The 15,893-nt window shown below is 44.9% G+C and carries 7 protein-coding genes; 4 read left to right on the top strand and 3 right to left on the bottom strand.

Annotated elements, in window-relative coordinates; all coding sequences use genetic code 11:
• Positions 1–17: 17 nt before the first annotated feature.
• Entirely contained in the window at positions 18–1,616 is a 1,599-nt protein-coding gene (locus tag ACX0G9_RS00455) for a purple acid phosphatase family protein (RefSeq protein WP_459062861.1), read from the top strand.
• A 29-nt stretch (positions 1,617–1,645) separates the two neighbouring features.
• Here the strand turns inward: ACX0G9_RS00455 and ACX0G9_RS00450 are convergent, their stop codons facing one another.
• The 3 genes from ACX0G9_RS00450 to ACX0G9_RS00440 form a co-directional block, all read right to left on the bottom strand.
• Positions 1,646–4,114: an ABC transporter permease gene (locus ACX0G9_RS00450; RefSeq protein WP_459062860.1), complete on the bottom strand. Its 2,469-nt coding sequence runs from the start codon at positions 4,112–4,114 to the stop codon at positions 1,646–1,648.
• Positions 4,115–4,255: 141 nt separating this feature from the next.
• Positions 4,256–5,836 (bottom strand): S41 family peptidase, encoded by a 1,581-nt coding sequence (locus tag ACX0G9_RS00445; RefSeq protein ID WP_459062859.1) that lies wholly within the window; start codon positions 5,834–5,836, stop codon positions 4,256–4,258.
• Positions 5,837–5,969: 133 nt separating this feature from the next.
• Positions 5,970–7,172 (bottom strand): helix-turn-helix domain-containing protein, encoded by a 1,203-nt coding sequence (locus tag ACX0G9_RS00440; protein WP_459062858.1) that lies wholly within the window; start codon positions 7,170–7,172, stop codon positions 5,970–5,972.
• 91 nt (positions 7,173–7,263) lie between these two features.
• Between ACX0G9_RS00440 and ACX0G9_RS00435 the strand changes: the two genes are divergently transcribed.
• From ACX0G9_RS00435 to ACX0G9_RS00425, 3 genes are all read left to right on the top strand, one after another.
• On the top strand, positions 7,264–10,125 hold the full coding sequence (locus ACX0G9_RS00435; protein ID WP_459062857.1) for a DUF5107 domain-containing protein: 2,862 nt from the start codon (positions 7,264–7,266) through the stop codon (positions 10,123–10,125).
• Between the two features lie 103 nt (positions 10,126–10,228).
• Entirely contained in the window at positions 10,229–13,213 is a 2,985-nt protein-coding gene (locus tag ACX0G9_RS00430) for a hypothetical protein (protein ID WP_459062856.1), read from the top strand.
• A gap of 204 nt (positions 13,214–13,417) precedes the next feature.
• Positions 13,418–15,871: a TonB-dependent siderophore receptor gene (locus ACX0G9_RS00425; protein WP_459062855.1), complete on the top strand. Its 2,454-nt coding sequence runs from the start codon at positions 13,418–13,420 to the stop codon at positions 15,869–15,871.
• Positions 15,872–15,893: the final 22 nt, after the last annotated feature.

Here is a 15,893-nt window from a genome sequence, read left to right as displayed (position 1 = left end):
GTAAAGAATACCCCTATATGAATTCAAATAAAAGATCGATCCATTCCCAGCTTGTCTTATTGGCATTTTTTTTATTTTCTTGCTTTTTCACCCAGGCCCAGACCAATAAAAGACCCGAAGCAAACCTGCTCAGAGGACCTTATTTACAGGTGGCTACCCCCAATAGTATCGTCATACGATGGAGAACCGACGTTCTGATAAGAGGAATGGTCCGTTATGGAACAACACCCGGGCAGTTGAGCAAAATAGCCCAGGATACGTTATTGGTATCTGAGCATAAAATAAAACTGGAAGGGTTGGCCCCTGCCACCCGCTATTATTACTCCATCGGATCCTGGAAGGATACTTTACAAACCGGACCGGAAACCTATTTTGTAACCCTTCCTGTGGCAGGAACGGAAGGAATCTACCGCATAGCAGCCGTAGGAGATTGCGGAAACAATTCCGTTAATCAACGTAATGTACGTGATCAATTAGTAAATTACCTGGGAGACAAACCGCTGGACTCCTGGATCCTGCTTGGAGATAACGCCTACGGAACCGGCAGGGACGCAGAGTTTCAAAGCAATTTTTTTAATATTTATAAAGGGAATCTGTTTAAGTACCCGCTATTCCCAACTCCCGGTAATCATGATTATTATGACGGGGACGCAGAAAGAGATAAAGTCCAGAAAAATCATGAAGTAGCTTATTATCAGAACTTCTCCATGCCCATTCATGGAGAATCGGGCGGCGTTCCTTCCCTCAACCCTGCTTATTATTCCTTCGACCTGGGCAATATCCATTTTCTTTCCCTGGATTCTTATGGCATCGAGGCCGGTCAGTTCCGGATGTCGGATACAACGGGTCCGCAGGTACAATGGATCAAAAAGGATCTGGAAGCCAATCAGAACAAGGGATGGATCATTGCCTACTGGCATCATCCTCCTTATTCCATGGGATCGCATAATTCCGATACGGATGACGAACTAACGGCTATCCGGGAAAATTTTATCCGTATCCTGGAACGATACGGGGTGGACCTTATTCTTTGCGGTCATAGTCATGATTATGAAAGATCCAAACTGATGAAAGGTCATTATGGAGTACAGACCAGCTTCAATCCTGCAACCAACCTGGTCAGCGCTTCTTCCGGTTTTTTTGATGGAAGCGCAAATTCCTGCCCCTATATCAAGGACTCCGAAAAAGAGGGTCAGGGAACCGTTTATGTCGTAAGTGGATCAGCCGGTCAGCTGGGGGGCAAACAAGCTACTTATCCTCATATTGCCCTACCCTATTCCAACGTAACATATGGCGGGGCTTCGATGCTGGAAATCCAGGGCAACCGGCTTGATCTTAAATGGATCTGTTCCGACGGAGTCATCCGCGATCATTTCACGATGATGAAAAATGTAAACCAGCGACGTACCCTTACCGTTAAAAAAGGGGATAGTCTGACACTTACCGCATCCTTTAAAGGGGACTATCAATGGAATTCCGGAAATTCAGGAAAAAGACCGGTAGCTGGCGCCTCCGGAAAAAGCATAACGGTTACGCCTGGTTCAAATACCACCTATTCGGTGAAAGACAAATTGAACTGTGTAAAAGATATTTTTGAAGTCAAGGTCGTTCAGTAATAAATCGTTTATTGATTAATTACTAAATTTCATTCTGATCGTAAGCTTTTTGCCGGGTTGGTCATGGCCGCTTTTATGGCCTGAAAACTGATCGTTGCCATAGCTATCATAACCGCAAGGAGACCGGCAATGGCAAATACCCACCAACTGATCGTAATGCGGTAGGCAAAATCCTGCAACCACTGATGCATAATAAAATAAGCCAGGGGTGAGGCAATGATAAAGGCGATCAAAACTAAACGGATAAAATCTTTTGACAGCAGCAGGACTATATTGGATACGGATGCACCCAGCACTTTTCTTACTCCGATCTCCTTGGTCCGTTGTGTCGTTGCGAAAAGGGAAAGCCCAAGCAGACCAAGACAAGCAATAAAAACGGCAAAACCGGAAAATATGCTAAAAGCCTTTCCAAATAGCTGATCATTTTTATATTGTTCATTATAACTTTCATCCAAAAAATAATAATCGAATAAATTGTCCGGAAAAAATTTAGCATATTTTGCTTTTACTTCCATGATGGTGGAGGCTAAATGAGTGGAACCTTCCGAATTTATTTTTATGGAAATCGGATTGTAATTACCAAAAGTTGGCATCAGGGTAACAGGCTCCAACGCATAATGCAACGATTTTTGATGGTAATCATTGATCACCCCGATCACATCCCATTTTTTTCCACCCTTCGTGATCTGTTTGCCGATTGCGTCCTGTACCGAGGAAAAGCCAAGTAACTTAACAGCATTGGCATTGATCAGTATATTATGCAGCTTTTCAAATCTTGCATTAAAATCCAGCGGGGTAAAATTCCTGCCAGCCAATAGTTTGATAGCATACACATCCAAAAAATCATAATCCACGCCCATATTCCTGACGGTATAATGGTTACCGCTGTTATCATCGGCACGGTGAACGTCAAAATCCCGTCCCATTTCACTACCTGCAACCCTGCCCGCCGTCGCCACTCCTTTTATGCCGGCAATTTTTTTCACCTCTTCCTTAAAGCTCGATTCCCTTATGATAAAGGAAGAATCAAAATCCATCAGCATCGGAGGTTTGACAATCAGGATCTGGTTGATATTCATGCCCAGTTCCTGCTGATTCATATATCTTATCTGCCGGTATACTACAACAGCTCCGATGATCAGTGCGACGGTAATGGCAAACTGTCCGACAACCAATACTTTTCGTAAGGCAATACCTTTTTTGGAAGCACTGAATTTTCCTTTCAGCACCAGTATCGGCTTAAAAGAGGATAAGACGAAGGCAGGGTAAAAACCCGAAACAAAGACTCCCGCGAGAAGAAGTACCAGCAATCCAATCGTTATGCTGTAACCGCCAAGGCTTTTTTGCAACAGGAAAGAAAAGGACAGGTCGTGCCCGATCAATTTGTTAAAGGCCGATTGCAGGATATACACCAGCAGTAGGGCCAATAATAAGGCCATCCCGTTAATCAACAGGGATTCAGTCAGGAATTGCCGGATCAACTGACCTTTCGTTGCCCCCGTTACTTTTCTCACCCCAACCTCCTTTGCCCTTTCTGCAGATCTTGCCGTCGATAGGTTAATATAATTTACCCAGGCAATAACGATAATAAACAAGGCGATGATAAGCAGGCCCCAAACAATCGTCGCGCTGCCCGTTACTCCTATTTCATATTCAAAATCCGAATAAAGATGTGCTTTCGACAGGGGCTGTAAATAGAATTTTTCTACGCTGCCGGAAATTTTATTTCCCTGGAAATGTTTTTGACTGAACCCTTCAAATTTTGCTTGCAGCGTCTTATAATCAGTACCAGGTCTTAATTGTATGTAATGCCAGAAATTCGATTCCGTAAAACTATATTCCGCTTCTTTATAGGGGTATTTACCGGAATACATGGTGTTGTAAGAAGCAAGGATATCGAACTGCAAATGGGAATTCTCCGGGATCCCCTTAAAAATACCAGTAACCTTATAAGGCGTCGGGTCACTCCCCATGGTAATCGATTTACCAACCAGGGAGGTATAATCCGCTATGATTTTCCCAAAATATTTGTCCGCGGCCTTTTGAGTGAGGATGACCGAATAAGGTTCCTGTAAAGCCGTCCCGGGATCCCCTGCCAAAAAAGGATAAGAGAACATGGATAAAAAAGAATTATCCACAGCGGTGACCTGCTGGTCGCCGAACTTTGTATTGTTGATGGTAATTAAGTTATTTCCGAAAGGTTCGATGCGTGTGTATGCGAGCACTTCCGGGTAATCCTCCTTCATGGCCTTACTAACGGCGGAATAAGTAATGGTGCCATGCTGGATCAGTTTGCCGTTCTGAAAGCGGTCATTAGTTATTCGGTAAAGATCCTTGACATTTTTATTAAACTGATCATAGCTCAATTCAAAATTCACGTACTGTAAGATTAGCAGACAAGCCGCCATTCCGATGGCCAGCCCGGAAATATTGATCAAAGAAAATGTTTTATTCTTTGTCAGATTTCTCCAGGAAATAAGCAGGTGATTTTTAAACATGGGAAGGGTGTTATCCCGGTCATTCCTCAATAGACATGCCAACACGTAATAAGCTGATACTCACTATTCAAAAAGTGTTTATGGATCATAACTGTCCGGAAATGAACGTACCTGCGTACGGTTTCGGCAATCAGTATCCCCTTATTTCCCTTTTTTGATCAGGTCGAAAGCAAATTCCAACTGGTTTATCCTTCCTTTTAATACCGCTTCCAGGGTATCGGGGACTTCATAGTCGGGGAAAGTGCCTCTTCCTACCCTTCCCTCCGGTACTGGAATATCGACGGCATTATCATACCAGGCCAGCGGAATTCCAAGTTTGATTCCTGTATGCGGAAGAACAAGACCAATAAAACTGCTACCATTCCCGCCCGTATAATTCCCGCCCGTTTCTTCCCCGATGAATATTCCTAAATGGTTGGCCTGGGCAACGGCCGTGAATTCAGAGGTAGTGGATCCGCTGGCGCCGTTAACGAGGAAATACAATTTCCCGGTAAAAGCATTTGGCTTGGGTTGCTGAACGGCCAGTTCCTCCGTAAATTTTTCTGTCAGGGTGAATGTGCCATCCGTTTCAGGGATCAATTCATTTTTCAAATTCTTTATTTCTTCTTTAGGCACATCGGAAAACCGCAGAAAGGAGGAACTATTCGTCACGGTATGCATCCGCCGGTAATAGAGCGTTGGTTTGTGGATCAGATAAGTGATCAGTTCCTCCCCCTGATTATCCCAGCCCCCTCCGTTGAAGCGCAGATCGATGATCAAATGTTCAATTTGCCGATCCCTAAGCTGTTGAACCGCTCTTTCCATAAAATCGTGCATTTTCCTACGGGCCTCCGTCCCATTTTCGCCCCCTCCGAACCCTCTTATGACAAGTACTGCCGTATGGCGGTCCTTGGATATTTCCAGACGCCAGCTTTTTTTCTGGTCCAGTTGGTTTCGTTTGCCATAGATCTTTAATAGTTCTTTATTAACCACATTGGACACCATATTTTTTTGTATCTCCGGAAATACCAACGCCGCTGCCCTTTGCTCAAAGATCCTACCATCGGGGGATTTTACGTTTACTACAAAGGAATCAGGTCTTTCCACCCACCAATAATAAGCAAGCGCAAACATTTCGCTATTCATCATTTGCTTTTTGGAGGTTTCATTATATCCGTCTGCCCAAAGGTGTGAAAATATACGATTCCTGACGGAATTGATCGTCAACCCATTGATCGCCAACAATTCATAGCCAGGCCGGATCAGCGTATCCCGGGTCTGGTTAAGGATGAAGTAAGTATGTTCTCCAATGGTGTATAACTGATAAGGAAAAAGCCGCATCCTGGTTTTGTAAATGTCCTGCCAATTTTCAGCGGGCAGCAGACTCGTATGGGCGCAACGGATCTGGGATACAAATGAAGCCAGCAGCGTATAATATTCGTAAAACCCCATACTGTCCTTTATCCGCCCGTAAATACTATCCATTGTATAGTTCATCATTTCTTTAGGGAGATAGCGGTATAATCCCGGGTGAGTTTCCTCCAGTGCCTTACGCAGGTAAATAAAATCCTGTTGCAAATCAGAAAAGGAAAATAGTCTGGTCAGCAGGGTGTCTTCCCGGGCCTTACCATTTTCGGTATTTTGAGGGATTGCCGGAAAGTTTGAAGGGGCAGCACGCTTTTGGCCGGAGGCGGAAAAAAACAAAAGAAGCAGAAATAGCGGGATGGTGAACCGGATAAACATAATATTTTTTTTTCAACAAAGCTCGGTCTATCGCAAAAAAGGGAAAGAAATAAGGCTTCTCAAATCCGGATTTGAGCAGTCAAAAAGGGTAACTGAGCCTTACTAACCTTGTCTTGCAGGTGCAAAAATTCTTTTATGGTTTTTTTTCAGCCCGAAGCTGGCTCAGAAATCCGGAAGGGGATATCCCCGTAACCTGTTTGAAACTTCGTTGAAAGGTAGCCTGCGAATTAAAGCCGCAGGTTAAAGCCACACCGGTAATAGTCAGATGGTCCATCTGGGGTTGCCGGATCTTCTCTTTAAATGCCTCGATCCGGTACCCGTTCACAAATTCATTAAAACTTTTTTCCAGGTGTTGGTTCAGGACAGCAGAAATTATCTTTTGCGTCACACCAGTATGTTGGGACATTATGGAGAGGTTGAGCGCCGGATTGAGAAATAACTTATCCGTTTCCATGGCTTTTTCCAGGACAATGATCGTCTGTTGAATGGTTGCCGGGGGAATGGCCGGAGAAGGTGGATTGGTCTTTTTCAACGGATTGGTCATTTGGAAACCTGACGCCAGGTACCCTCTGATACCTAACCAATAGATTAACAGGACCATCGGAACATAAATAGGATACCAGCCGACCATTTCCAGCAAAGCGTCGCTATACCGGGGAATAAGGTAAGGGATGAGGAAGACTAACCAGATCAGTTGAAAACCCCGGAAGACAAGTAGAAATTCCCTTATCCACCTCCCTTCCGGCGGTTGTTCCTTTTGCCGGACTAAATCTTTTGTATGGCTGGCCGGGACCTCCACTTTCTCAGAGGCGATCCGGAAAGCAGTGAAATGACGGGCGGATAACCAGAGATAGACAGTAACCGAAATCCAGCGGGGAATATCGGAATACAGGTTGCAGGAATCGATAAAATTGCCCCAGGGCTGATCATTTTTTTTCCATAGCCCGAAAAGCAAACCGCCGATATAAAGGAAAGCAGTCAGGTAAGGTAGCAGGTCCAGCAAAACCGGGTAAAAGTGAACCCTGTCCTTCCCTGTCATTTTAAAATCCGGATCCAGGGTTGAACGGGTATAGAAATAAATCAGGGGACCGATGGGCATGACGATCACCAGGGGAATAAAATAGGATAAAATCTGTAAAATGGGAGAAATTCCTGTCCAGGTTCCGGTAATTAAATAAAGGTTTAAGCAGGCCATCGCGAGTAAAAGCAGGAGAATGGATAGTATACGGTTGGTTTGTCCCCGCTTACCGGAAAAGAAAAGCAGACCGCTTATCAGAAATCCCTGAACAGTACCCAGCAGAATAATGGTCCTGAAAAATCCGGGAAAAAAGTTCATGGCGTAACTCGCTGTTTGCCCAAAAGTACAAAATCGCGTGGCATTACTTATCTTCCCTCAACCAATTATTTCCATTGCTAATTTATAAGTCATGAAAAATCTGCTTCTTCTTTTCTTTTTATGTTGCTGCATAAATGTCTACCCGCAACATTCAGCCACCCTAAAGGAGTATAAAAAAACATTTACGACCTATCCGTTCGGAGACCCCAATCCTATCCCCTTGCTGACAGCGGTTTATCCTTATTATCGTTTCGATGGGTTTACGACTACCCCGGTTCAAAAAGAATGGAAAGTAGTGGAACTGGAAAATGACTATATCAGCTTATTAATATTACCTGAGATCGGAGGTAAGATTTGGACGGCCATAGAAAAATCTACCAACCGCCCATTCCTTTATGACAACCACGTTGTCAAGTTCAGGGATATTGCTATGCGCGGCCCCTGGACCAGCGGTGGATTGGAATCCAATTTCGGGATTATCGGGCATACCCCTAACTGTTCCACACCGGTAGATTACAGCACCAAAACAAATGAGGACGGAAGCGTTACCTGCACTATCGGCGCACTTGATCTGCTGACCCGCAGCAACTGGAGAATGGAGATCACGCTTGAAGCCGGCCATGCATTTTTTACCACCCGTGCCTATTGGTTCAATCAAACACCAGTCGAACAGCCTGAGTACCATTGGATGAATGCAGGGTTGAAAGCAAGCGGCAACCTTGAATTCATTTATCCCGGGAACCGGTATATCGGTCATGAGGGTGAATATGCCGACTGGCCCATCAATAAACAAAATGGGAAAAATATCTCTTTTTATGAACAGAATAATTTCGGAACCTATAAATCCTATCATGTGTTCGGAAAATATACGGACTTCTCCGGTGCATACTGGCACGATGACGATATGGGGATGGTCCGGTACGGAACACATGACGATAAAGCCGGAAAAAAGATCTGGATATGGGGTCTTTCCGGCCAGGGTATGATCTGGGAAAAATTACTGACGGATCACGACGGACAATATGTGGAATTGCAATCCGGAAGATTGTTCAATCAAAACCAGGAGAAAAGCAGCCTGACCCCCTTTAAACACAAAAGCCTTCAACCCTATGAATCCGATACCTGGACGGAATACTGGTACCCCGTACTGGAAACAAAAGGGATAGTGAAAGCGAATGATTACGGAGCCCTTAACATTCAAAGAGAAAAAGGATGGTTGAAGATCCGGTTCTCCCCTGTTCAAACGCTTAACGATACACTTGAAATAAAGGAAGGAGAAAGATTGGTTTATAAAAAATTCGTGCGTTTATCGCCCATGAGCATATTTTCTGATTCCCTTAAAAATAATATCCGGGAGGATTACATTACCGTCACTCTTGGAAAAACAAAGATGGTCTACTCCACCGATCCACATTTGGATGAGTTGAACCGCCCGGTAGACGCACCGAAAGATTTTAACTGGAGATCAGCATATGGCAATTATGTATTAGGGAAGGAGTCGATGGATCAGAAAAACTATTCCCTTGCCGAAGAAAAATTAAGGACAGCTCTTGAGCTGGATCCTCATTATTTGCCTGCATTGGTAAAAATGGCGGAATTGTTTTACCGTAACATGCGGTATTCTGAAGCACTTGATTTTGCCAAACGGGCCCTGAGCATCGATACCGAAGACGGAGCCGCCAATTATTATTATGGTTTGATCAACGCCCAACTGGATCACTATACCGATGCCAGGGACGGAATGGATATCGCCTCTCTCGACCCATCCTTCAGAACTGCCGCCTATACCGGACTCAGCAAGTTATACCTGAAAGAAAAAAACTACGATAAGACACTGGTCTATGCGCAAAAGGCACTGGATTTTAACCGGTATGCGCTGGATGCGCTTCAATTACAAGCTGTTGCCTACCGCTACCAGGCTAATTTTTCCAAAGAAAAAGAAGTATTGGGCATTATCGGTATCCTGGATGTCCTTAATCATTTCAGTCGTTTTGAAAAATACATGATTGACGCCAGTGATGAAAACAAAAATCAATTTACCTCCCTGATCCGTAATGAACTTCCCCAGGAAAGCATTATAGAGCTGGCTGTCTGGTATTATAATGCCGGATGCCTGAATGAGGCGGAAAAGTTGTTTGCCCTTTACCCTTCATCCACGGAAGCTTCCTATTGGCTGGCCTTCCTTCAACATAAACCAACAGACCGTTCAAGGCTCGATCCCCTTCTTTCCTTTCCCTTTCGTTCAGAGACGGGAGCGGTACTTGAGCAATTGGTAAAGCAAGATGATCATTGGCTACTTAAATATCACCTGGCCCTCATTTATCATGACAGAAACCGGATGGAAGAATGCAAAAATCTATTACTATCCTGCGGGGATCAACCTGATTTTGCCCCTTTTTATGCCGTTAGGGCTGCAATACTTCAGGAAAAAGGATTAGCAGGGACCCCTTCGGATTCTTCCACTCCAGCCCTGTCCGATCTTAAAAAAGCCTTATCCCTCGATGATCAATGGCGATACCATAAATTATTAGCAACCTGGTACATCGATCATAAAGAATATGCTAATGCCGTGTCAATCGCAGAACCCTTTTACCGCAAACATCCGGAGCAATATATTATGGGTTTGCTCTATGCAAAAGCCTTGCTTTTAAACCAACGGTATGCAGATGCAGGCAAAATCCTGGGCCGGCTCACCATCATTCCTTTTGAAGGCGCTACTGAAGGGCATGAGTTGTTCCGGAAGGCAAAATTGATGCAGGCCCTGGAACAAATGCGGCTGCGTAATTTCAAAAAAGCGTTTGTTTTTATCCGGGAGGCACAGACATGGCCGGAAAATCTGGGAGTAGGAAAACCATACGAAGATGTGGACAATCTGCGCCTGGAAAAGCTGTCCGAAATGGACAAAGAAAATACGATCCGGGTGCTGGAGGAACTGACAGCGGTAAAATCTTAAAAAAAAGAAAGCCTTTTTTACCTATTTTTACCAGTCCTCTGTTCCCTGGAATAAGGTATCCCTATGAACTCAGCTTAACCCCGAGTATCATAACCCTTATAGTATGAATGACAGTTCTATCCAGCGATTTTATCATTTTATCTACCGGCATTTCTACCTGTTTTTCTGGCCCGTCTTTGCGGCCGCTTTTATCGTGGCCTTTATTCAATTAAGAGACAAAGCCTATTTAACGAATGAGTCAGCCCCAAATGGCATTGTTTCGATGGAACTCGGCTGGACATCCGCCAGGGATACTGTCATTATCCAATCCTGGCAAGCGGACACCCACGACCCTTTCGAAGTGGATCCTTTCCATACGGGGATTTCGCCGGTAAACAGACTAAGGATAGCACGGGATGATATTTACCTGGACTACCTGTTTATTCTTTTATATACCTTTCTCGCCATTATTATCATAACCTCCCTTCAAACCAAGATCAAAAAATCAGGGACTATTTTTAGTAATATATTATTATTGCTGGCCGTTCTTGCCGGTCTTTGCGATGCGATCGAGAACCTGGGTCTCCTTCATTTTATTAACCGGGGGCTTAGTACAGAGCTCCCTTCGAAGCCTCCAATAATATCCCTCCATCTTTCGCCGATCAATGCCTGGATAACCAGTCTGGCCGCTTCCATAAAATTCGGCATCCTGTTTTTTCTTTTGTGCCTCTACCTTCCATTTACGTTGATCTTTAAAGATCAGGGATTAGTGCACCTGACCGAATACCTCCAGGTAAAAACCAGGCAATTATTCCGGTACCGGGTGATACTGATCGGAGTCGTGGCTTTTGCAACCCCGGTATGGATCCTGGATCAGGGCCAGGATTTGCTGATCAACAGCAATTCCAGCAAAGAAGGAGTTTTCCTGTTTTTAGCAGTAGTGGTCATAGCAGCATTCCTAAACTGGTATTTAGCCAAATTATTTTTTGAGCCAACCTACACTCCCCCTGTCTACCCCGTTAAAGAACCCGAAGTTTCGATTAATGCCCTTAACCTGTCAGAAAAAAAAGTATCCCGTTTCCTCGGCATTTTAACGATCATCCTGCCCGCAGTCGCGATTCTGAATGCACTCCAAACCATTCGTATCCGTTTTTGGATGGATCTGTTTCCTCCCATGATCTGGCTTGCCGGGCTGATCACCTTTTTCTTTGTCGTGATAAAATACGATGTCGCCGGAAAAGCATATCTCCGGATGGAAATTAATTGGGGAAAGCCAAAAGCGGCCCTCCTGGCCATCATCATACTACTCTTTTTAGGGCTGATCCTCCCGGGTTTTATCCGTTGGACCATTTTAAAAGAACAAAGTGTGAGCCCCACCTCGCTTTTCTTTCTTTTTTTCCACTTACTTCTTCTATCGTTTGCCTTTTACATTTTTGTAAGTATCCGGTCATTCGTTTTTATGGGAACGGGATGGCTGGCCCGTCATACGGGATGGCTTGGAAAAAAAATAGGCTGGCCTGTGATCCTGAGCAGCGGTTGTCTGGCCTTACTTTTCGTTTTATTGAACAGACGCCCCCTCTCGATCCTTTCCCTGGATTGTAATTACCTGAGTCTCCCCGTTCTTCTTTCCGGCATCATTTTTTATATTTTGCTATTGACGCTCCTGATCCGTTTCAGTCAATGGAGAAAGATAAATTTTGTTTTGTTTTTTTTGGTGATCGGCCTGGTCATCTCCATAACCAGGGACAATCCCTATCATACAGTAAACCCAATGACCGTCAGGACGGAGCCGGAACCGGATTCCTTAGGTGTTTTTTTTAAACAATGGATATTACATAGAAAAGACGAGATCAAAAATGCAAAAACCACCTACCCGGTATTCCTGGTCAACACCTATGGCGGGGGTATCCGCGCAGCCGTATTTACCAATATGGTCCTTTCTTATCTTGATTCGGTCCTGATCGAAAATGGAAAAGGATTCGAACATTTTGTATTCTCTATTTCCGGCGCATCCGGGGGCACCGTCGGCGCAGCCTTGCAATGCGCCTATCGGTCACGCCACCTGGATAGTTCATCAGCGGCCTATAAATTAGATACCTTCCGGCAGTTCTACCAACACGATTTTTTGACGCCCGTATTAAGTAATGCCCTGGGAAAAGACATCTGGGCTGCCGTTTCCGGATTGGACACCTGGCAGGACCGTTCGGCTATCCAGGAATATCTTTGGGAAGGCTTCGCCAAAAAAACCCTTCACCTGGATCTGCATCAGGAATTTTCCGATCTGTGGGACCCTGCCAAAAATCCGGTTAACAGATTGGAAACTCCGTTATTATTTTCCAACACCTTAAATGTGGACGATGGCCTGAAAGGGATCATGGCCCCTGTATCCCTTAGCCACAGCGACTTCCCTGCCACCATTTTTATCAGGGAAAGGATCCGGACACTCAACAGGCGCAGGAAAAAGGATAACGATTCCCTTCAGTCCCTTTCCTTAATGACTGGTGCTTTCCTAAGCGCCCGTTTCCCCTTTATCAGCCCAAGCGGTATGATGGGGGCCGGTTATCATTTTATGGATGGAGGTGCGAAGGATAATTCCGGCGCCTCCACTTCTGAAAATATAATGCTCAGTCTTGCCCGGTACTGTTTACGGGAAAATAATAGCGGGAGGGATTCGACTTTTTCCAATTTATTAAGTAGGGTGCGTTTTTATTTTGTTTCCATTACCAACAATCCCTATTTCGATCCCAATGATAGCACCAGAAGGCTCGTTTCCAACCGTTTTGAACCGATAAGCCCGCTGGTGGGCCTTATCAATAGCGGTATAAACGGAAATGCCAGTGCCGCTGACAGCGCTCTTCGTTTTCGGTATGCCGCAGATTCTACGCCTTTTCTGCGCGGTATTCATGTGGACTACTGTTCCGTATGGCCCACCGCAGTTTATATCAGGGACCAAAAAGGCATTGTTTACGCTCCATTGCTACCTCTCGGTTGGCAGATATCAGCCCCTTCCATGGAACGATTACGGTTATCCTTTACCGATAATATGATCAATCAATACGATCCTATCGGCATACGCAAGATCCTTGATATATTTAAGAATTATCAGTAACCTCAAAACCGGAAATGCCGGCTTACCTGGATCGAATTGCTGTTATCGTCCGGTTTGAATGACTAATCGAAGGTTTTTCTCCCTTTCCCGTAAACATTATTCCTCATTGCGTAAACCCTTTGCAGCAAGTAGAAAATACCTTTGCAGCTCCGAAAAGGAATATTAACGGGTCAATAACAATATCTATTTTAAAGTAATTCATATATGATTGGCAATCTTACTCTTACCTTGATCAAAAGAATAATTCTCCCTGTTTTTTGTTTATGGATCCTGATCCCGGCTTTTGCCAATGAAGAACAGCAGGGTCTTATTAAAGGGCAGGTCAAAACGGTGGACGGCAAACCGGCAGCCTCCGTAACGGTACAGGTTAAAAATACGAAAATCGTCACGTTCACTGATGAGGATGGTTTTTTTTATTTAAGGTCCTTAAAACCAGGAACTTACCTCATTATTGTCTCCCATACCGGCTTACAAACCCAGGAAAAACAAGTAGTGATTACCACTAACGAATCCCGGGAAGTTCAATTCAGTCTGCAAGAGACCCTGAAAGAATTGGATGCCGTGGTCATACAAGGCAGAAGAAGTAATAATCTTCATCCCGTTTCGGTAGGAAAGATCAATATTTCTCCGATGGATCTTCCGCAAACCATTGGGATCGTCAGCAATAAGGTAATCAGGGACCAACAGGCGTCCCGCCTGGGGGATGTATTAAAAAATGTAAGCGGCGTTTCCCTTACCCAGCAGAGAGGCGGTGTGGCTGAGACTTTTTCCTCCCGGGGATATAGTATCGGAGTGGGCGGTTCGGGGGGAAGTATCTTTAAGAACGGAGTAATTACCAATACGATGGGATTCCCGGAAGCGAGTACCCTGGAGTCCATTGAAGTACTCAAGGGAAGCTCAGCCCTGCTCTATGGCAATGTATCGGGCGGCCTGGTCATCAACATGGTGACAAAGAAACCAAAATTCGATTTTGGAGGCGAGATATCCATGAGGGCAGGCAGTAACAATTTATACAAGCCCATTATCGATTTATACGGGCCAGTAACCAAGGACCTGGCCTTCCGGGTAATCGGGACCTATGAGAATGCAGGAAGTTACCGGGACCAGGTCAAAACAAAACGAACTTATGTCAATCCTTCCTTATTATACAAACTGGGAAGTAAAACAACCCTCCTGGTTCAGGGAGATTATTTGTATGCAGATTTTACCCCTGATAACGGAATCGGCGTCCTGAACCAGAATATGGATCCGATCATTCCTGGTTCCCGCTCCCGCTTCATCAATACTTCCTGGGCATATTACCACCTGGATCAAAAAACCGGATCCGTGAACCTGGATCATGTTTTAAATGATAACTGGAAAATCAATTTTATTGCCTCTTCGCAGAATACACGGGTAAACTCTTTCGGAACCAATGTACCGAATGCCATTGCGGCCAACGGTGACTGGAAAAGAGGTTTAAGCCGTGTGAAGAGCGGAGAGAAGGACTATACAGCTCAATTAAATCTTACCGGAAATTTTAAGACAAGCTCTTTTATCCATCAACTCCTGGTTGGGACGGATGCCGTGCGAATTGAAACCGAAACCAATGCTTTTCAAATAACCAGCGGCGGTGTTGCAGTATCGACCTATGACAGCATTAATATCCTGAACCCCGGTAAATATACCGCCCGGACCGATATACCCGATACCTGGGACACGGCCCGGACTACCTCTCCTTCTTACCGGCTTGGATATTATGCACAAGACCTGATCACGGTAACGGAGAAAATAAAAGTACTGGCCGGTCTGCGGTGGACCTATCAGAAAACCTTACAGACCACCATTCTCAACCAGGCTGGTCATTCGGAAAGAAAAGGCACAGCGGCGGCTGCCGATAACAAGGCCTTTTCTCCCAAATTGGCCATCATATATCAACCGGTTAAAACGACATCCGTCTTCGCCAGTTACTCCAATAATTTTATCATCAATACCGGAGTGGATATCTATGGCTCGCAGATCAGCCCCTCCATTGTGGACCAATATGAACTCGGGGTTAAAAACGAAATACTAAAGGGTAAACTCTCCGCCAATCTTAGCCTTTATCGCATCGTCAATCACAATTTTGCCCAGCAGGCCGCCGCCAAGGCCGACGGAACCGTAAATTCCGATGTGAATGTCAAAGAATTAACGGGTGAAACCACCAGTGATGGCCTGGAAATAGATATCAACGGAAGTTTCTCCAGGAATTTTTATTTTATTACCGGTTATGGCTATAATTATATGCGGTATACAAAGACATCCCCGGTAAAAGGTTCCTTTGTTGAAGGGGAGCGTCTGACCAACAATCCGGCTCATACTGCCAATGCTTCTCTCTTCTATACTTTCGATATGCCCCGGTTACGCGGAATTAAAATCGGCGCTTCCGCCTTCTATACCGGCGCACGCAATGGCGGCAACAACAATACTTTCGGACAGACGCCGGCCTATAACCGGTTGATCCCGCTGACCGGTTTTACCACCATTGATCTGTCCGCCGGATATACTTACCGGCAGGTTACCCTGCTTGCCAAATTATCTAATCTGACCAACACCTTAAATTATGTTGTACATGACCGTTACAGCGTCAACCCTATTCCCCCCCGGCAGTTAATAGCCACCCTGTCTTACCGGTTTTAAACTGGCTGGAGGCCAGTTCGCA

This window comes from Flavitalea flava (genome assembly GCF_054461575.1).
The sequence above is the reverse complement of the archived record's forward strand: the minus strand, read 5'-3'. Positions and strand labels throughout refer to the sequence as shown.